Genomic DNA, 19,543 nt, shown 5'->3' on the forward strand with positions numbered 1-19,543 from the left:
TCCTAACACGTGTTAGGCAGCGTAAATCCATCACCTAACACGTGTCAAGCGTCACATCCGTGTTACGCGCCCCTCACCCTCCCCGACGCTCGCTCAGATATGTGCTCCAACCGGCAAACCCCCGCTCAGATCTTGTCCTCAACCGGCAAACCCTCGCTCAGATATGTGCCCCAAATTCCGGGGCCAAACCCGACATATCCGAGCGAGCGTCCCCCCGAAACCCGCCACATCCGAGCGAGCGTCCGCCCGAAAACCGACATATCCGAGCGAGCGTCCACCCAAAAACCCCAATATCCGAGCGAGCGTCCGCTCAAAAACCCCAATATCCGAGCGAGCGTCCGCCCAGAAGCCCCCATATCTGCAGGAGGGTTCACTTCCGCTGACGCGGCGAATACGCTGAAACAAGCTGCCCCATTCCCCCGTCCCTAGCTTTGGAGCCCATTGATGACAGGTTGGAATGCCGAGAACCTTGCAGGTTCGGCCGGCGCAGGTGCCGTGACGCTGCTGGCAGGAACATCGTTTTGCGTCTCTGCGGCCAACGGCGATATGGACCAACTGCGCCCGCACGGGATGTTCTTCCGTGACACGCGGTTCGTTTCAAACTGGGCGTTGGAGGTGAACGGCCACCCCATCGAGGCCTTGGGTTCTCCTGTCCCGGAGCCCTATCGCGCCGATTTCGTCGGCCGAGCGTCTCGCACCGACGGCTTGGCAGACAGCCATCTGCTCATTGAACGCCGGCGGAGCCTGTTCGGCGGAGTGCACGAAGAGATCACGGTCAGGAATTTTTCCAGCAAGCCCACCCACGCCACGGTTTCACTCACTGTCAATGCGGACTTTGCCGACATCTTCGAAGTGAAGGAGGGCCGGGCACGCCACGAGAGTGTGCATTTGACGCGGGGTAGCGACGGTTCGTTTGTCCTTGAGTCCCTGCGGCAGGGGCGGCATGTCCTTGTCACCGTCGACGCTCCGAATGGCGCGGTTGACGGTGATGTCATCAGCTATGACTTCACTCTTGAGCCTCAAGGCCATTGGTCCACGGGTGTGACGGCCACGCCACGCATCGAGGGGGTCGGACCCGAAGCGGACGCCCAGGTTTGGGGCAACCAGCGCCCCTACGATGTCCCCGAAGAAAGGCTGCAGGAGTGGCATGGCAAGGTTCCCACAACGGAACTTGCCAACAAGGCCTTCGAGAAAGCGCTGGCCCAGAGCAGGGCCGACCTCGGCTCGCTCAGGATCTTCGACCCCGACCATCCCGGGCGGACGGTGGTGGCCGCAGGATCGCCTTGGTTTATGGCCCTTTTCGGCCGGGACTCGCTCCTGACCTCCTTCATGACGCTTCCACTGGATCCCTCGCTCGCACTGGGAACCCTCAAAACCTTGGCCGACCATCAGGGCCGGACCGTCAATCCGCTCAGCGAAGAGGAGCCGGGCCGGATTCTGCACGAGGTGCGTCTCGGCGCCACCACGGGCCTTGCGCTTGGCGGCGGGAGTGCCTACTACGGTTCAGTGGACGCCACCCCGTTGTTCGTCACGCTCGCCGGGGAGCTCACCCGTTGGGGATTCCATTCCGACGTCTCGGAATCCCTTCTGCCAGCGGTGGACCGGGCCCTGGACTGGATCCGCGACTACGGAGACGCCGACGGCGACGGGTTTGTTGAGTACTCGCGGGCCACGGACCATGGCCTCCTCAATCAAGGCTGGAAGGATTCGGGGGACGGCATCAACTTCGCCGACGGCACACTGGCGGAGCCGCCGATCGCCCTATGTGAAGTCCAGGGCTACGTCTACACCGCCTATCTCAGCAGGGCCTTGATGGCCCAAGAAGACGGAGACCTGAAGCTGGCCGCGGTGTGGGGCGCGCGGGCAGCCGAGCTCAAGCGAGTATTCAACGAGCAATTCTGGCTCCCTGAACGCGGCTATTTCGCGATCGCCCTCGATCGCGACAAGCGGCCGGTAGACGCATGCGCGTCCAATATGGGCCATTGCCTTTGGAGCGGAATCGTCGACGACGACAAGGCTCCGTTAGTCGCGGAGCGGCTGATGTCGGACACCATGTTCACGGGTTGGGGCGTCCGGACGCTTGCTTCCGACATGGCGGCCTACAATCCGGCGAGCTACCACAACGGCTCGGTGTGGCCGCATGACAATGCACTCATTGCCGGCGGGTTGATGCGCTACGGCTTCGTTGAGGAGTCCCAGCGCCTCATCACGGGCCTCCTGGATGCGGCAGAGGCGTTCGGTGGGCGGCTCCCGGAGTTGTTCTGCGGCCTGGACAGGAAAACCTACGGGACGCCCGTCCCATACCCTTCGTCATGTTCGCCGCAGGCTTGGGCCGCTGCCACACCGGTTCACTTGCTGAGGGTATTGCTCCGCTTCGATCCTTGCCTCACCCACGGCGGCCTCTGGCTGGCACCGGTGGTTCCCGAAGGCTTCGGCGAGATCAAAATGCGGAACATCCCGCTCGCCGGCTCCCGGATCTCCGTAGAGGTGGCCAACGGAGAAACACAGGTCACGGACCTGCCCGAGAATATCGCTCTGCACCGCGAAGCCCGCAAGCCGTTGTCAGACCTCTTGGATGTCCACCACGTCACCGCCGGACCGCGGCGGGGGCACTAGGTGCGCATCGGACTGGTTGCCCCGCCCTGGATTCCAGTGCCGCCGCCCGCATACGGCGGCACGGAGTCGATCATCGATATCCTGGCTCGCGGGCTGGTTGCCGCGGGCCATGATGTGCTTCTGGCGGCGGCGTCCGGAAGCACATGTCCAGTGGCCAAGGTGCCCGGCCCACCGCTTGCCGACGGCTCGAGGATAGGGAACGGCACGGACGAACTCCGCCACAGCGTGTACGCATTCGCGGCCATGGACGACGTCGACCTCATCCACGACAACACCCTGGCGGGTCCGCTGTACAGGCATCGGCCGCAGGGAACGCCCATCGTCGCAACGGCCCACCTCCCCTTTTCGGCCGAGAACCATGACATCTACCAGGCCATGGCCACAGACACCGCGATCATTGCCATCTCGCACCATCAAGCAGACACTGCCCCCGGGATCAAGATACGGAGGGTCATTCACCACGGGATAGACACGCAGTCCGTCCCGCTCGGAGCCGGCGACGGCGGCTACGCCTGCTTCCTCGGACGGATGCATCCCGGCAAGGGCCTGCCGGAAGCAATCGAGACCGCCCGACTGGCCCAGGTGCCGCTGCGGATTGCAGCCAAGATGTACAGCGCGGAAGAACACGAGTACTACGCCGCGGTCATCGCACCGCTGCTGGGGCCCGACGTCGAATACCTCGGCGAGCTGAACGCTGCGGACAAGTTCGTCCTCCTGGGCGGGTCCGTGGCCCTGTTGAATCCGCTTCAGTGGGATGAACCCTTCGGCATGGCCATGATCGAGTCCCTCGCCTCCGGGACTCCGGTGGTGGCGACATTCCGAGGATCCGCCCCGGAGATCGTTGCCGAGGGCGTCACGGGGTATCTCCGTTCCAGTCCCCCGGAGCTGGCCGAGGCCCTCATTGCCGCCGCCACGCTGGATCGCGGCGAGTGCCGCCGCGCCGCGGAAAACTACTTCAGCGCCGAGAGGATGGTCGCCGAACACTTGGCACTCTACGAGGAACTCCTCGCCGAGCAAAAATGATCCTCCCAGCCAAATATGACACCCTGAAAGTAATGACTTTTCCTAAGACGAGCCGGCTGTCGGCCACACATGGTTCCGCCACCAGGCGCTGGGCGGGCGCTGGGATGGGCATACTTTTTGTGCTCGCAACCCTGGCATGCATGGCCGCATTCATCGCCACCTACTATTTTTTCGTGCGCACCACGACGGGACAGTACATCGACGAATCCGCCCTGGTGGAAGCCGCGACGATCAACGGTCCCACCGAACGGGCGACCACCCAGTTCCTCGATTGGCTGCCGGTCATCTCGGTGGCGATCGCCGCCGTCGTCGTTCTTTTCGTCACGATAATGCGCCGCCGTTGGAAGTCAGCCGGGATCGCGGTGGTCGCTTGTGTCGCGGCAAACCTGGCCACTCAGCTCCTCAAGGACTGGTTTCCGAACAGGCCGTTCCGCGGCGTCCAGACCATTGAACTGAACTCGCTGCCCTCCGGTCACACCACGTTGGCGGCCTCAGCGGCGGCCGCGGTGTTCCTGGTGGTGTCGCCGCGCTGGCGGCCCCTGGCGGGGTTCCTCGGTGGCACTTTCGCGGTGGCGGCCGGGGTTTCCACGCTCATCAACCAGTGGCACCGGCCCGCCGACGTCGTCGCCGCGTTCCTCGTGGTGGGAGCGGTCATGCTGCCGGCTGGCTGGTTGGTACTGCGCACTGGGAAGCGCTGGAACGTCCAGGACGGCCGCGGTGACCACTGGGCGTCGTCGCGTTTGTGGCTTTCGCTGTCGACTCTGGCAGGCGTCGCCGCCGCGGCCGTTGCGGTGTACTCGCTGATTGGAATTGCGAGCGGTTTCGGGCAGGAAAGCACCACCAACTACTTCTGGGCCGGAGTCTCCTTGATTGTCATCACCGGTTATCTGGCAACGGTCGCTGCCACCTGGCTATTCGGCGTGAGTGCCCGACGGCGGCAGTCGCCTTAGTGCCGCGCGCAGCTTCCTGGACGGTCGGGTCTAGAGGCTCGGTCCGCTGAGCGCTTCTGCCCGATAGAGGTTTTCGATGATGATGTCGGCCTGCGTTGGGCCGATTTTGGGGTACATCGTGCGGAGTTCCTTCACGGCTGCCTCGTGTCCGCGGCTGACATGGATGACGCGTAGCCAGTTGATCTGCAGGCCGGAAAGGCGCACCGCGACCTTGGAAAATTGTTGATGCGCCAAACGCTCACGGTCGCTTGAACGAGTGCGAGCACAATGATCAATGGCGTGAGGGCATCAAGCCGCCGTGAATCAAGAAAGTACGTCGCGGTAAAGAAACCCGAAACCCACAGCGAGCCGGCACCGAAATTCTGCCATCTGAGCCAATCAAGGAAGTGTCCCGGGCGTAGTGGCGGGATATCCAAGAGCGCGGCCTTCTCCGCAGGCACTACTGAAATGGCAACCGATGCCAGCAGCAGGCCACCCATCCACAGGGACGGGTTGGCGGGATCGGAGAATCCGGGCGCCGACAGCAAGGGCGACGAAACCACGGCCAGGGGCAAGATCACGGGAATGGCATCTGCCGCCTGCGCCCGCACCAGGACCATCGGCTTGGACCAGAAGCGCCATGACAGGATGACGACTCCCCAGACCAGGGCAACGACGGCGAAGAAGAAGGAAAGTAGAACAATCCTGCCATTTTCCGGTCCAGCCGGCGCTGTGGCGGCCAGCCACATCCCGACACAGCCCTCAAGTACCAGGGTGCTGCCCGCCACGATGGATACAGGTTTCGCATTCCGGATTACCCGCATGAACTGTTCACTCCCCGCCGAGACAGCTCCCCCTGCGATCATCGAACGCCAATGCCTCCCAGGTGTCAACGATTCCGTCTCGGGATCGCCGGGTGGCTCAACATTCGACCACCTTTGAACAACTTTCCAGTCCGGAATCCCCCTACGTCCGCGGAATCCTAGGAGGCGGCCCGGCCAAAGGTGGTCGGCTCTGGAGGCCCGGCCCGCTTTCGGCGTGAATGCCCGACGGCGGCGCTCACCTTAGTGCCGCGCGGCGAGGCGTACCCTGATGCTATGGGCGCCGAAGTCCTGGATCTCAGGCTCACCACGGGCATACGGGTTCCGTGCCTCGTCCACGGCGATGCCGACGCGAAGCCGTTGTTGCTTTTGCACGCCTGGGGTGAATCCCGGCGCAGCTTTGACCGCCTTGTACCTCTGCTGACGGACTTCAGGGTCTACGCGCCCGACCTCCGCGGGCAGGGCGACGCGGAGAAACCGGAGCTCGGCTATTCGCTGGTAGAACAGGCCGGGGACGCCGCAGCCATCCTGGATGCGCTCGACGTGCCCAGGGCGTTCGTCCTTGGTTCCTCCAGCGGCGGCTATGTGGCCCAGCAGTTAGCCATCGGGCACCCTGATCGTGTCGCGGCGCTCGTGCTGGTGGGTTCTCCCCTGAGCCTTCGGGCTCGGCCCGCTTTCGCCAACGAAGTCGACCGCCTCCAGGATCCCATCGACGAGAACTGGGTACGGACTTCCCTGGCTTGGTTCCCACTGCTGCATGCGATTCCTGCTTGGTTTATCGAGGACCGGGTACGCGACGGAGTCAGGATGCCCGCGCACGCGTGGAAGCGCATCCTCGATGGTTTGCGTACGGCAACTCCGCCCACCGAGTCCGGAACCATTCTCGCGCCCACCCTGATCCTGTGGGGCGCACATGACTCCGTGCTGCCTCGAAGGCACCAGGAAGCCCTCGCAGCTCGAATACCCGGCGCCGTGTTGAAGGTTTATCCCGGAGTAGGGCACCTGGTCTTATGGGAGTGTCCGGACCAGGTGGCAGCGGACACGACCGCGTTCCTCAGTTCCCTCGGCTGACGTTCACTGATGGGCGCTGCCCCGGCTTGAGTGCCCGACGGCGGTACCCACCCTCGCGGCACCCGCCTTCGGCACCAATGCGCGCAGCCGGAGCCGGGCCGGTTCCTCGACGTACTTGAACAGCAGATGGGTGGCCAAGGCAATCCCGAGCAGGCATGCCGCAGCGAGCAGGTTCTCCGCCAGCGGTCCGGCGCCGTGCGGCCAGTCCCTGATAAGCCAGTAGAAGAGGTAGATGAAGAACATGTGCACCAAGTACAGGCTGTAGGAACTGTGCCCGCCATACTGCAGCCACCGCGCCGACAACGCCGAACGGAGCCAGCCGCGGGTCAGGCTAAGCAGGGCAATGAGCAGCGGGAAGGCAAGCACAGCCAGCCGTCCGGGGCCAGGTTTTCCGGCTGTGGCGAGGAAGACGACGACGGCGGTTCCGGTCAGCAGGGCGCCGGGACCGGCCAAGGCAGGGTTGAACTTCATACGGTCTGAGTTCCGTGCGGCGATGCAAGCGAAAGCGCCGGAAATGAAGCAGCATGCGATCCGCAGCAACCATTCGTACGGCTGATGCTCAACCGTCGCGATTGGCAGGTCCGGACCCCAGATGGCCGTCGGCAGGAGGACGAGCACGGAGGCCGCCAGTGCCGCCAGCGGATGCAGCTGGCGCAGCCGGAACAGGACCAGCGCCAGCAGGGGAAATGCCAAGTAGGCCAGCCACTCGGCGCTGACCGTCCAGCCAGGGCCGAACCAGCTGGCGCCGTCGGTACCCGGTTGGAACCAGAGATGCATCATCAGCAGCTGCTTGGCCAGACCCCACGGCGACAGGTCCGGAGCCTGGGTCTGGAGGGACCACTCCCGCACGGATTCCTGCGCGGTCCCGTACACGAACCAGAGTCCAACCACGCCTACCACCAACGCGAACGCGGGCCACATCCGGGCGAACCTGGCCCAGACAAAGTCTCCTGCAGCTCGCCAACGGAACCGTGGGCCCAACCGGTCCAGGTAGGTGTAGGTGATGATGAAGCCGCTGAGCACAAAGAACACGTCCACGCCCAGGTCGCCGTTGGCAATGAAGGGACGGAACAGCTCATAGACGGGCGCGAGGAAGGTGTGCTGCATGGCTTGAAGATGGAAGAACACCACCCACAGCGCGGCAACGAAACGCAGCGCGGTCAGTGTCGCGAGATCAGGCCGGGATTGCTTTGCTTCGCTCTTCGGCGGGCGATTCTCCGCCCCGGGACCAAGCGGCGGGCCGCTGTCCGTGAGGGGTTTCCCGGCGGTCGGATTCGCAGTGGGAGCACGATGCGGAGGCGCGATGACTGAGAACATCCAATTCACCATACCGGGGGCACCTGACCGGAGTCTGGGAGCGAATGACGGGCGCCCCGGCCGTCAGTGAGGCCTCGTCAGAGGCTCAGTAGTTCCTGCGGTGCTTGAGTTTCGGGAGTGCGACGGCGAACACCGCCGCGGCGGCCAGGCCCAGGAAGCCCGTGGCCCAGACGCCCGCCGCGAGCGATACGGCGGCGGTGAGGGCCGAGAGCAGCACGGGTCCGCCTGTGGCACCGGCGTCCGAGATGAACCTCCACAAACCGAGGAATTGCCCGCGGCCTTTGTCCGGGGAAAAGTCGGCTCCGAGGGTCATGATGAGTCCCGAACCGATGCCGTTGCCGAAGCCGATCAGGAGCGAGGCCAGCAGCAGCCCCACAAAATCCGCGGACGACGGCATGAGGAACAACGCCGCGCCCATGATGAGGGTGGACGGCACCGCGACCCACATGCGCCCCTTGCGGTCCATGAGCTTGCCGGCTGGATAGAACACCAGCATGTCGATCGCGCCGGACAAGCCGTAGATGAGTGACGCGTGTGTGGCGTCCAATCCCAAGTGGTCTGCCCACAAAGGGATGACCACTTGGCGTGAGGCCCGCAGCGCGCTGAGGAGCAGGATCCCGGTCCCGACCGTCAGGAACACGCCCGCGTGGGAAACCGCGACGCCGCGGAGGGTGGGCTCGGGACCCTTGCGTCCGCCGTCGACGTCGTCCGGCAACACAAGGTCCGGGATGGTGAGGGACAGCACCGCGGCGGCCGCCATACCCGCCACGCCAACCCAATACGCGCCGCTGATGCCGGCGAACTGCATCACGGCCGCGCCGACGAACGGACCAATGAACACGCCGATCCGGGTGACGCCGCCCAACGTCGAGAGTGCGCGCGCCCGGTAGATGACCGGGACGGCTTCCGTGAGGTACTTCTGGCGCGCGAGGTTGAAGACGCTGGTGGACATCCCGACCACGGTCATCGCCGCGGCGAGCAGCCAGATGCCGTTGTGCGCAAGGAGCGGCGCGAATCCGGCAGCCAACAGGGCCAATGCTCCGGCTGCGCCCGCGGCCACGATGGCCCATCGTTCGCCGAACTTGATGGTGATGAGCGAAGCGGGCAGGTTGAAGAACCAAGACCCCAGCCCGATCAGGGTGACCACGAGCGCGGAAACCGCCACGGAAGCACCAAGGTCGCGGGCGGACAATGCCACCACCGGAAGCACCGCGCCCTCGCCGATACAGAACAGCAAAGCGGGCCCAAAGGCGGGCAACGCAATACTGCGGAGATTGAAGGGCTGAAGGGTGCTGGTGGTGGTCATCCCTTTCATCCTAGGACGCCGCCTCCTTTGCGACGCGCCAAATACCTGCCGCACAGGGAATTCCGGCTGCGTTAGGCATTCAGCGCAGCGCCAGGCATTCCGCGCCTCATTGGGCTCCGCGCGGACGACGCCGGGGCACGCCTGCCGCTGCCAGCTTCCGTTCGAGCACGCCGGGAGCCATGAGTTCTGCCCACACCCAACGGACGACGCCGGACCCGGTGGCACGGATCCGGTCCTCACGCAGCTTCTCCTCGACGACGGCTTGAGCGGCAGTCCGTCCCTTGAGGTATTCCGGTTTCAGGTACTTATCGATGCCGTCGAACTCCCCGGCCACCCGCACACCCTTCCAATAGAAATCCGAATAGCCCACGAGGCCCGCTTCGTCGCGGAATTCACGTTGAAGAACCGGGGCCTCGAATCCGGCGACATGCATCAAGGCGCGGCTGTAGGATTCCCCCGCAGATCCGGACAGGGGATCTGCGAAATCGACTGCCGCTTGGATTCTCCGGATGGCCGCCGCCGTGTAAATTCCATCCGCTCCTGCCAGAAGCGTCTTTTTCGTGATGGCGGGCAATCCCCGTTTCCGGTCGGCTTTGAGCACGTGATCCAAGGGAGCGATGGATTCGACGAACGGGGTGAAGGCGGCCAGGTCCAGCACCGTGCGCACCCGGTCAGTCACCAGCAGTCCCTCGCAGCGATACACCTTGAGGCTAGCGGGGTCCGCGTAGTGGCGGGATATCCCGGCACGCGAGCGGCCGCCGTCGTTCTGGAGAGTCAGGGCCTGCACCGGATGATGCACGCCTATGGTGGGGATCCCCCACACAGACGCTGCCGAGTGCCTGGCGAATATGGTCCGTGCGCTAGAGGTTTCGGCCGCAGCGCTGACCCGGACACGGTATTGTTCCCACGGTTTCAGTGCGGCCCATGCGGCGCCGTCAACGTACACTCCTTGGCGGACGCGATGCAAGGCACCCGTTTTGGCGCTCCGGGCGAGTTCCTTGAGGGTCATTCCGAGAGAAAGGTGATCTCGGCTGAGGATCAGGCGGGGTAAGTGGGTCATGCATAAGAAGCTGCCATGTGGACTGCGGCACGTGGCAGCACCAATTTCCTCCATGTGGACAACTCCGGGGAAATAGTCCCGATGCGTCCCGTGCCGTCCGACACTGCATTATCCCTGCGACCACGGAATTCCCTCTGCGTCAGGAATTAAGCGCCGCGCCTACTTCAGGAAGCCCGCGTCGAACGAGTTCAAGTCCACGTTGATGCCGTTCAGGGTGTGTTCGAACTTCTGCTGGATCCCGACACGCATGGTGCCGGCCGAGTTCCAGCCGCCGTACTGCATAGGGGCCGGCGCCAGGTAGTTCGCGGTCCAGCTGGCGTAGTTGAGGGTGCTCGTGTCCGTATCCCAGAGGGGCACATCCGAGAATGCGGTGCTGTTGCCCATCAACCCTGGCCACATGCCGCTGCCGCTGTAGATCACGGGCCGCACGCCAAGGCTCCGCACGCCATCCACCATGGCCCGCGTCACCAGGGATCCACCGGGCTCGATGTCCAGGGCGAAGAACTGCAGTTGGGACATGTACGGGCCTGCGGCGTTGATCCCGTTCTCCCAGCACGAAGCGTCACGGGTGTAGACCGCGATCTTGAGGCCGGCGTCGAGCGCCATCTTCAATTGGGCTTGGGTCTGTTGCCATGGGGTGCACGTGCCCCAGACGGTGGAGTGCATGACGTAGAGACGGAAGCCCTCTGCGTAGGCCTGGCGGAACCAGTTGGGGTCGGTGATGGCCGCGGTGGTGTCGAGCACCTTCACGGAGCCGCTCGGGGCAGCTTGGGGCACGACGACGGCGGGCGCGGGTGCGGCGGCAGGCTGCGGAACGGCGGGCGGTGCGGGAGTCGGGGTAGCGGACGGTGCTGGCGTTGCGAGCGGGGCCACCTCAGCGACAGGTGCGGCGTTCGCGATTGGCGTGGGGCCGGCGTCGGGCGCTGTGTTGGCGGAGGGGCGAGCGCCAGTGGCACCCGTCAGTCCGAGGAGAAGCACGGCAGCGAACATCAAGGCAAGTTTTTTGGGAATCAAAAGGAGGCTCCTGGGTGCTGGCCTCGGGTTCAGAAACGGGCGCAGCAGGGTGTCATGAAGGCACGGAATTGGGTGCACCATGCCCGGGCCCAGTTCCCGGTCATGGCGAGGGCGCCCCGCAAAGCGAATGACGTCCAGGTGCAACTCTAGGGAAATCCCGGCGGAAGCGACAATTTGCAATCCGCGTAGTAGTCGAGTAATAACCCGCTCATGCCCGGGTAAAACCAAGTAATGAATAGAGTGTCGCCAGCGTCACTCTAAGCAATAACTAAGTAGCCCCACCCAACTAGCTCGCACTTAATGTCGTTTAGAGCGCTCTAAACGACATGTACTGCGAGTCAGTTGGGCGGGGCACCGAAAAGAAGAAGCGCTACACGTACCCGTCCACGATCGCGGCCGCGATCTCTTTGTACGCACGGCGGGTGTCGGGGCGCAGGACGTCAAGGGTGACCAGGTCGCCGTCGGCCACTCCCCTGTCGTGCGGCACGGCAATCAACTGGCGGCAGATCCCGGAGAGGTGATCCTCGATGGCATCCTTGTCCACGCGGGACGATACCTCGTCCTTGTCCGTGATGACCACGATCGCGTTGCGGGCGAGTTCCTCGTAGCCGTGGCTCGCAAGCCACTGAAGGGTGCTGCGGGCACGCTTGGCACCGCTCACGGCATAGCCGGCGGCGATGATGAGGTTGTCGGCCGATTGAAGGATGCCGCTCATCGCATTGTGCGTGACTCCGGTGCCGCAGTCGGTCAGCGCGATGGAGTAGTATCCCGAGATCAACTGGCGGATCCGCAGGTATTCCTGGGCGGTCAGTGAATCCGAAACTTCCGGGTCTTGTTCGCCGGCGATCAGGTGCAGTCGGCCTGCATGGTGCATGTACCGGGCCAGCGCCGTGAGCGAATCGACGTTGTCGACGTTCTTGAGCAGGTCCGTGATGGTGCGCGGCGTGGCCTTCTGGTAGATGCCCTCACCCAGGGCGCGCTCCACGAGGTCGCCGGAATCGGGGTTGGCGTCGATGGCGCAGGGCGGGTCGCCCCGGAATTCCGCCAAGGTGAGGCCCACGCCGACCGTGGTGGAGGTCTTGCCGATTCCACCCTTGAGGCTTAGGACGGCCGTGTTGTAGCTGCCTTGAAGCTGGCGGGAAATGCGCCGCGCCAGCTCGTCCTCTTCGCGCTGCTTGGCGCTGGGTCCGAGGTTCCAGGCACCGCCGGTCAGCCTGTAGAGCATGCCGCGGAAGCCACCGATGGGACGCGGCTTCTGTTCCCTCACGAAGGAACCCGGGGAGGAGATGAAGTCGGAGATCGGAGCGCTGGCGGCTGCGGCGCGTCCGGCTCGTACGGCAGCCGGGGGAACAGCGCCCGACGCCGGTGCTGCCGCCGTCGGAATCTCAAGGCGTGGTTCCTCACGGCTCGCGTCACCGATGGTCGAGTCTTCGCGGCCTGTTTCCGCAAGGTCCGCTACCGCCCCGGCGGACGCGTCGGCGGCGGCTGCCGCTTCAGCCCAGGATCTGCTTTGGAGCGGGGCAGGAGTGGATGCGGGCGCGTCGGAATCGTTCGGCGTAATGATCGGCATGGTTCCTGTCCAGGCGTCACCCTCTTCGCGGCGGCGATCGCGGCGTCGACGAAGCTCGGGCTGCCCTTCGTTAGATGCAGCGGCGCTGGCTTCGTTGTCCACAGAATCCGGCATGGTCTTGTCCCCTAGGACTCGCAGCGTTGTGCGCCGCGGCTCTCGTTTAGATTGCTTCAACCAGCAATTCTAGATGGCGACGGCCTCAAACCTGACATGTGGGCCGTGCCGGGCAGTTTGGCCAGCGGTTTTGGGCCTTCGTTTGGGCCCGGTTTTGTGGCTGGAGGCGACGGCAGGCGGCTGAGGTGGCGCTACCCGGCGGCGGGCGGGAGGGACTCGATCAGGCCTTCGATGCGGCTCTTGATCTCGTCCCGGATGGGGCGGACGGCGTCCAGGCCCTGGCCGGCCGGATCTTCGAGGACCCAGTCCTCGTAGCGCTTGCCAGGGAAGTACGGGCATTCGTCGCCGCAGCCCATAGTGATGACGACGTCGGATTCCTTCACGGCCTCGGTGGTGAGGATCTTGGGAATTTCGGCGGACATGTCGATTCCAAGTTCGGCCATGGCTTCGACGGCGGCCGGGTTGACCTTGTCTGCGGGCTCGGAACCCGCGGAGCGGACCTCGATCCGGCCCTCACCGAGGGTCGTGAGGAAGGCGGCAGCCATCTGGGAACGGCCGGCGTTGTGGACACACACGAAGAGAACGGAGGGTTTCTTGACGGTTTCAGTGCTCATAAGAGGACCTTTCGATCGGGTGCGGGAGCTGGCAAAGGCGCAGGCAGCGCGGGAACGCTCGGGTAGAGGGCTCGGATCAGGAAGAACCCGACAACACCGCCGAGCAACTGGGCGAGGATGAACGCCGGGGCCGACGCCGGGGCGATGCCGGCGAAGGTGTCCGTGATGGTCCGGGCCACGGTCACCGCGGGGTTCGCGAAGCTGGTGGAGCTGGTGAACCAGTAGGCTGCCGCGATGTACCCGCCGACGGCAAAGGCAACCCTGTCAGGCCGCCCGGAGCGGATGGTGCCGAAGATGACCAGGAGCAGCCCGATGGTAGCGATGACTTCGCCGAGCCACAGCCCTCCCCCGGCACGTTCATGCGTGGAGAGCGTCACGGCGTCGAGGCCGAACATCAGGTTGGCGAGCACGGTCCCGGCCAGGCCGCCGGCGAACTGGGCGGCGACCAGTGCCAGGGCCGTGGGCGTGTCCAGGATCCCCAGGGCGCGCTCCACCAAAGTGACAACGGGGTTGAAGGATGCCGAAACCGGTTGTAGTGCCAGGATCAATGCGACGAGCGCGGCCCCGGTGGCGATGCTGTTCTGCAGGAGCTGCAGCCCGACGTCGTTCGGGGACAGACGCGAGGCCATGACGCCGGACCCCACCACGGCCATGACCAGGAAGGCGGTGCCGGCGAACTCCGCCACGGCCCGCCGTGTCAGAACGCTCACTGGCCCTGTCCCCCGATCAAGGCCGCCAGGCCAGCCAGGGCATCGGTACGGGCACGGTAGTAGACCCAGACGCCGCGCTTTTCGCGTTCCAGGAGACCCGCTTCGTGCAGGACCTTCAGGTGGTGGCTGATGGTCGGCTGTGACAGCTCGAAGGCGTCGTTCAGATCGCATACGCAGGCTTCGCCGCCCTCATGGGACGCCACCAGGGACATCAGCCGCAACCGTACCGGATCGCCCAGCGCTTTCAGTAGCGGAACGATTCCTTCGGCTTCGGATTCCGACAAGGGCTCCCTGGACAGCGGCGAACAACACGCCACCGTTTGGACAGGCGTTAACTCCAATGACATAGACACACGTAAATATTTACACTTGTCGATGTTTAAGGCAAGGCCGGATCGTCGTCCGCCATCGGCCCGCATTTCCAGCCATGCGCGCGGGTACTTTCATTTCCGCACCGGACGCGCAGCAAGGAACCGCGGCGGATCTGTTCCACGCGCCGGCCCTACACCGATCCGGCCCGTTTCCGGCGGTCGTTCTTGCCGCGGAGGTCGCGGTTCAGGCGACGGTCCCCGTGGTAGAGCAGCGACTCCCAGTCGACCTGTTCGGGGGTTTTGGGAATGATGGCCGGCGGTAGCGCTTTCGGCTTCTTTGGCTCGACGTACAGCCAGTTCAACACACCCAGGTACATGTCCACTCCGGAGTTGGCCAGTCCGATGTAGGCCCGGATCGCGCCGGCGGCCATTATGGCGTTGAAGGCGGCGAATGCGGCGTTGCCCCAGTTTCCAAGTTCCCAGTTGCGCCAGACCGTCAACAAAGAGAACGCGACGATCAGGTACGGAGCGAGGACGAAGAGGGCCGGGGCTGCGGTACGGTCCTTGACCTTCGGGGTGCGGACGAACGGGATCTTGTCTCCCGTGAGCGCTTGCTGGAGGGACTTCAGGACGCCTGCCAGATTGACGGGAAGGAGAACGAGGTTGAAGCCGTAGATCCGGAAGATGTCGCTGAACCGGTGGCCGCAGTCGCGCAGGTCGCTGCCCATGGCCAGGAAGTAGGGCAGGGCGGCAAGGAAGACCAAGGGGCTGAGGAGACGGCTGTCGTAGGGGTATGCGAGGAGGAACAGCAGCCCGAAGCTGGCCCAGGTGATGGAGGCCATGTAGTTGACCCGAAGCAGGATCTCGCGGAAGACGACTGGCCTGGCTTGGCCCCGGCGGTTGCGGATCTGTTCCCAGAGTTTGGGCAGGATCAGCAGGCCGCCGTTGGCCCACCGCCGTCTCTGTACCACGAGCGATCCAAAGTCCGGCGGGGTGGCGCTGTAGCTGAGCCTCTCGGGATAGTTGGCCAGGGTCCAGCCGTGCTTGCCGAGGTCCACGCTGGACTCAGTGTCTTCGATGACGGTGCGGTCCTGGATGTAGGTTCTGACCTCGAAGCCGCCCATAGTTGAGATCTCGACGATGTCTTCCAGGGCGCGTTTGCGGATCACAGCGTTCGCCCCCACCCAGAACGTGGCGCCGTATTGGGTCATCCCTTGGTGCTGGATGTGCTGGATATCCGTGGTGGCACCGGCGATGCGTTCGATCCGGGTCGGGGCGCCTCGGAAGGAGGAATACGGGGTCTGGGTGACGGCTACCTGCTCATTGCCCGGGGATTCGAGGAGTTGAACCAGGCGGAGGCAGTAATCGCGCAGCAGCAGCGAATCCGCGTCCAGGGTCAGGACATAGGTGGTGTCGGGGATCGACAGCGTGTCGCCGTCGACCACCCCTGCCGGCCGCAAGACAGTCCCGTCCGCTGTTTGTTCGGGGTGCCAGGTACCGCCCATGAGCGAGAGGTAGGCGTTCAGGTTCATGGCTTTGTTGGCCTCGTGGGAGAGGCTGGCGAACCGCTTCCGCTCGAACGTGGACACCCGAGCGTTGAAGATCCAAGTAAGCCGCGCGTACAGCTCAGCGATGCGTTCCGGGCCGGGCGAGGCCTGCTGTGCGTTGGCGGCCGAAAGGGCCAGAATCACGAGGCGTAGTTCCCGGGCCAGGCCCATGAGGACCAGGTCGACGAAAAACTCATCCACGTGGTCCTCGACGCTCTCGGTCTCGGCCATTGCTTCGAGCCACTCCGCAGCGTATTCGTATTCGGCGATGAGCAGCTCCACTTCGGTGCCGGCGTTAGGCCCCGGATCCAGGCCGGGTTCTTGATCACGACGACGGCGGTACTTCGCGTAGGCGGCGTTGACCCTCGCCGCTGGTTCCTTGAGGGTTTCCGTGATCTGACCGGCGAGCGCGCGGGTGGCTTCCAGGCGCCGGAGCACGTCGGGGTCTTCCGGGAAGGGTGGGTCATCGAGAAGGAGCACTACGCTGAGGTCCGGGAATTCCTGCAGGACCGCGGACCACATGGTGCCGCGGACTACTTCCGGTTCTTCTGCGTAGGAAGGAACCAGCACCGTGATGCCCTCCGAGTAGTCGAAGAAATGCCGGTCCAGCTCCCCTCGGGGAACCCGTCGGTGGGCCCGAAAACGAGTCAGGGCGCCCTGACGGGCGGTGAGGTACATCAACGCCGAGAACGTCAGGAAGGACACCACCACCAAGTAGGAGAGGCTTTCGGCGCCGAAGCGGAATCCAGCGCCGGGGTTATCCACCAGCTGCTTGAGTACCGTCGTGACCACATAGCCGACCCAGGCGAGCACGGTGGTGAGGACGCCGATGCGGCCGAGGACTATTTTCCGCCGCGATGGTGCCGGATGGACGATCGAGAGCGGTTCAGAGCGTTTTTCTGCGCCCCACTGACGCTTTCGGGCTTTTGAAGACTGCCCGGCCGTCGTTCCCTCTTCATCGGGGCGAAGCAGCACGATCTGATCCGACATGAATCCCCATTCGCTGTCCGTGCGCCCCCAGCGGGCGCACGGCACAATGCGGGCGTAATGTGACGGCCCGCACTACAGTGCGCCCCTATGATAGGCGAACAACGCGGAGTTGGGACAAGACTCGTGGAAATGCTACGCCAAGCTGCGGCACTTCCCGGGGAGTGAGATCTTTCCCAGGCATCCGTGAAGTCCTATTCACAAAGTTCTAGGGGTATCTCTGTGTCGAAGCGCTTTCCCGGCCGCCGGCTGTCCGTCCCGCGTTTGGGCATCCTTTGCGTCATCGTGGTCGCAGCGGTCACGGCGGGCTACTTCGGCCTCCGCAACGTCCAGGACGTCAGTGCCGCAGCATCCATGCCTTCGGTGTTCTCAGGCTATGTGGACATCACGGCGACGCCGCGGTTCGCCTTCGAAGATCCGGCCGTGCCCAGCGCGAAAGCCGTGGTGCTGTCCTTCGTCGTCGCCGATCCGAAGAAGGACTGCGCCCCGTCCTGGGGTGCGGCGTACAGCCCTGACCAGGCAGCTACCGACCTCGATCTGGACAGGAGGATCGCCCGGCTCCGCCAGCTTGGAGGGGCAACAGCGGTTTCCTTCGGCGGGCTGAACAACAACGAACTCGCAGTTTCCTGCAAAGACACGAAGGCCCTGACTGACGCCTACCGGCAGATCGTGGATCGCTACGACGTCGCGACGGTAGATCTCGACGTCGAAGGCGTCGCCTTGGGCGACACGGCCGCTGCCGACCGACGGGCGGAAGCCATTGCAGCCCTTCAGAAGGAACGCAAAGCCAGCGGCAAGTCCCTCGCCGTCTGGCTGACCCTTGCGGCCGACCCGAACGGCCTCACGAGCCAAGGCCAAGGCATCGTGGCGCACACCCTCGCTGGTGGGGTCGAACTGGAGGGCGTGAACATCATGACGATGGATTTCGGCGCCAGTAAGCCTGCAGCTTGGAGCATGTCCCGGGCGTCAGAGTCAGCTGCGGATGCCGCCCACGGACAGCTTGCCGCCCTCTACCGCAACGCCGGAACTGACTTTGGCAGCGAAACCCTCTGGCGCAAGCTTGGCCTGACCGTCATGGTCGGCCAGAACGATATCGCCGGCGAAATATTCACCCTCGATGACGCCGCCACCATGAACAGCTTCGTCAAGGGCAAGGGCCTCGGCAGGTTGTCAATGTGGTCCATGAACAGGGATAGGACGTGCAGCCCTAACTACCCCGATTTGAGCAAGGTCTCGGACAGCTGCAGTGGGGTCGTCCAGGGTTCCCAACTGTTCTCCGCCACCCTTGCCAATGATGTGGCGCTGCCTACGCCGACAGTAGTTCCATCGCCGACAGCCACTGCCTCAAGCAGTGCAGCCGCCACCACCACCGATGACCCGGCAACGAGCCCCTATCCGATCTGGAATACTAACGCCGCCTACACCGCGGCGGACAGGGTGGTCTGGCACGGCAGCGTCTACGAGGCAAAATGGTGGACCCGCGCTGACGTCCCGGACAACCCGGTCCTGCAGGGCGGTGCCACCCCGTGGAAACTCGTGGGTCCGGTGCTACCCGGAGACAGGCCAAGTCCCAAAGCAACGGTTCCCGCGGGAACCTTCCCGGCATGGGCGCCGGAGACTATCTATCACATGGGCGACCGCATCCTCTTCGAAGGGTCCGCGTTCGAAGCCAAGTGGTGGACCCAAGGCGACAGCCCGGAAGCCGCAGTCCAAGGGGCCCCGGACTCCCCTTGGGCAAGGTTGACCCCGGCCCAAATCCAATCTGCGCCGGCCTCCTGAAGTTAAGCGCGAACTGGCAGGAGATGCCCGCAAAATCGTTTCCAGAGGGCATCTGCTGCCAGTTCGCGCGACGTCGATGAACCAGCGTGAGTGTTCGTGATGAGTTACCGGCGGTCCGGAGGATGGGGCGTCCGATGCGCGCTGAATACCGCCAAGAGGATTCCTCCCATTAAGGCAAAAAGCGAGCCGACGACGGAGAGGGAAACGACCGCGAATGGCCAGGTTGGGCCCTGTTCGGGATCGAGCCGCGAAGTGTTAAGGCCAAATACCGCCGAACCGATCCAGATATAGCCAACAACCAGAACGGCGATAGCTCCAAGCACTACGGCGACTATGAAGAGTAGTTTCTCCGCTTTGGACATGTTCGTGCCCCCAATTTTTGTGTTTGCTCCGAAGGAGTGCACACAAAAATATCAGCCCCGATGACATCCGAGTACCTCCAAATGGAGAAGATTGAGTCCACCATCGGCGAAACTTTGGTGCGCCACGTTCCGCGTGGCTCGGATCAGTCAAGGCCGCTAACGCAACCCAATCCCCTAGCGTCGTAGCGCTATGACGACGACGACCACGGTCGCCACGGCGAGGATGGCCAGCCCCACGTACGTAAGCATCTGCAGGCGCTGCTTCAGAATTTCCCGCTTCGATTCGCGAGCCGAGAGCCCAATCATCTTGTTCCCCATACGGGGAGCGTACGCCGCGATTGTTTCCCTCAGGCAACAAGAAGGAGTTCCCAGCTGGCAACCCCCGGCTAGAA

17 protein-coding genes are annotated in these 19,543 nt (G+C 64.2%); 6 read left to right on the plus strand and 11 right to left on the minus strand.

What is annotated here, in order from left to right:
- The first annotated feature begins 444 nt into the window (after positions 1-444).
- Genes ABH924_RS05265 through ABH924_RS05275 form a run of 3 tightly spaced genes read left to right on the plus strand, consistent with a single transcriptional unit; the run spans position 445 to position 4,589 of the window.
- On the plus strand, positions 445-2,616 hold the full coding sequence (locus ABH924_RS05265; protein ID WP_404497472.1) for a glycogen debranching N-terminal domain-containing protein: 2,172 nt from the start codon (positions 445-447) through the stop codon (positions 2,614-2,616).
- Between the two features lie 36 nt (positions 2,617-2,652).
- Positions 2,653-3,639: a glycosyltransferase gene (locus ABH924_RS05270; RefSeq protein WP_404497474.1), complete on the plus strand. Its 987-nt coding sequence runs from the start codon at positions 2,653-2,655 to the stop codon at positions 3,637-3,639.
- Positions 3,640-3,671: 32 nt separating this feature from the next.
- A complete protein-coding gene (locus tag ABH924_RS05275; protein ID WP_404497476.1) occupies positions 3,672-4,589 on the plus strand; it encodes a phosphatase PAP2 family protein in 918 nt (305 codons plus the stop codon).
- Positions 4,590-4,619: 30 nt separating this feature from the next.
- On the opposite strand, the gene ABH924_RS05280 is transcribed toward ABH924_RS05275, so the two are convergent.
- Positions 4,620-4,823: a hypothetical protein gene (locus tag ABH924_RS05280; protein ID WP_404497478.1), complete on the minus strand. Its 204-nt coding sequence runs from the start codon at positions 4,821-4,823 to the stop codon at positions 4,620-4,622.
- Between the two features lie 213 nt (positions 4,824-5,036).
- Between ABH924_RS05280 and ABH924_RS05285 the strand changes: the two genes are divergently transcribed.
- Together ABH924_RS05285 and ABH924_RS05290 are read left to right on the plus strand one after the other, a co-directional pair.
- Positions 5,037-5,510 carry a hypothetical protein gene (locus tag ABH924_RS05285; RefSeq protein WP_404497480.1) on the plus strand — a complete coding sequence of 158 codons (474 nt, stop codon included), beginning with the start codon at positions 5,037-5,039 and terminating at the stop codon, positions 5,508-5,510.
- Between the two features lie 155 nt (positions 5,511-5,665).
- Positions 5,666-6,460 carry an alpha/beta fold hydrolase gene (locus ABH924_RS05290; RefSeq protein WP_404497482.1) on the plus strand — a complete coding sequence of 265 codons (795 nt, stop codon included), beginning with the start codon at positions 5,666-5,668 and terminating at the stop codon, positions 6,458-6,460.
- Between the two features lie 3 nt (positions 6,461-6,463).
- Here ABH924_RS05290 and ABH924_RS05295 read toward each other — a convergent pair whose 3' ends face one another.
- The 9 genes from ABH924_RS05295 to ABH924_RS05335 form a co-directional block, all read right to left on the minus strand.
- The gene (locus ABH924_RS05295) at positions 6,464-7,777 is read right to left on the minus strand and encodes an acyltransferase family protein (RefSeq protein WP_404497484.1); all 1,314 of its coding nucleotides are present in this window, start codon (positions 7,775-7,777) and stop codon (positions 6,464-6,466) included.
- Between the two features lie 85 nt (positions 7,778-7,862).
- On the minus strand, positions 7,863-9,083 hold the full coding sequence (locus ABH924_RS05300; RefSeq protein ID WP_234748919.1) for an MFS transporter: 1,221 nt from the start codon (positions 9,081-9,083) through the stop codon (positions 7,863-7,865).
- Positions 9,084-9,189: 106 nt separating this feature from the next.
- The gene (locus ABH924_RS05305; RefSeq protein ID WP_404497486.1) at positions 9,190-10,143 is read right to left on the minus strand and encodes a hypothetical protein; all 954 of its coding nucleotides are present in this window, start codon (positions 10,141-10,143) and stop codon (positions 9,190-9,192) included.
- Between the two features lie 159 nt (positions 10,144-10,302).
- Positions 10,303-11,157: a hypothetical protein gene (locus ABH924_RS05310; protein WP_404497488.1), complete on the minus strand. Its 855-nt coding sequence runs from the start codon at positions 11,155-11,157 to the stop codon at positions 10,303-10,305.
- Positions 11,158-11,527: 370 nt separating this feature from the next.
- A complete protein-coding gene (locus tag ABH924_RS05315; protein ID WP_404497490.1) occupies positions 11,528-12,841 on the minus strand; it encodes a MinD/ParA family protein in 1,314 nt (437 codons plus the stop codon).
- Positions 12,842-13,032: 191 nt separating this feature from the next.
- On the minus strand, positions 13,033-13,455 hold the full coding sequence (locus tag ABH924_RS05320; protein WP_404497492.1) for an arsenate reductase ArsC: 423 nt from the start codon (positions 13,453-13,455) through the stop codon (positions 13,033-13,035).
- Complete coding sequence (locus ABH924_RS05325) at positions 13,452-14,165, minus strand: aquaporin (RefSeq protein ID WP_404497494.1); 714 nt, start codon at positions 14,163-14,165, stop codon at positions 13,452-13,454. Before ABH924_RS05325 ends, ABH924_RS05320 begins: the two co-directional genes overlap by 4 nt.
- Positions 14,162-14,512 (minus strand): helix-turn-helix transcriptional regulator, encoded by a 351-nt coding sequence (locus tag ABH924_RS05330; RefSeq protein WP_234749197.1) that lies wholly within the window; start codon positions 14,510-14,512, stop codon positions 14,162-14,164. Before ABH924_RS05330 ends, ABH924_RS05325 begins: the two co-directional genes overlap by 4 nt.
- 155 nt (positions 14,513-14,667) lie before the next feature.
- Positions 14,668-17,013, minus strand: coding sequence for a glycosyltransferase family 2 protein (locus ABH924_RS05335; RefSeq protein ID WP_404497496.1), 2,346 nt, complete (start codon positions 17,011-17,013; stop codon positions 14,668-14,670).
- Between the two features lie 219 nt (positions 17,014-17,232).
- On the opposite strand from ABH924_RS05335, the gene ABH924_RS05340 reads away from it, so the two are divergent.
- Complete coding sequence (locus ABH924_RS05340; RefSeq protein WP_404497498.1) at positions 17,233-18,789, plus strand: chitinase; 1,557 nt, start codon at positions 17,233-17,235, stop codon at positions 18,787-18,789.
- Between the two features lie 536 nt (positions 18,790-19,325).
- Here ABH924_RS05340 and ABH924_RS05345 read toward each other — a convergent pair.
- Positions 19,326-19,469 (minus strand): hypothetical protein, encoded by a 144-nt coding sequence (locus ABH924_RS05345; protein ID WP_404497500.1) that lies wholly within the window; start codon positions 19,467-19,469, stop codon positions 19,326-19,328.
- Between the last annotated feature and the right edge of the window lie 74 nt (positions 19,470-19,543).

This window comes from Arthrobacter sp. GAS37 (assembly GCF_044908325.1).
In the GTDB taxonomy this organism is placed as follows: Bacteria; Actinomycetota; Actinomycetes; order Actinomycetales; family Micrococcaceae; genus Arthrobacter; species Arthrobacter ramosus.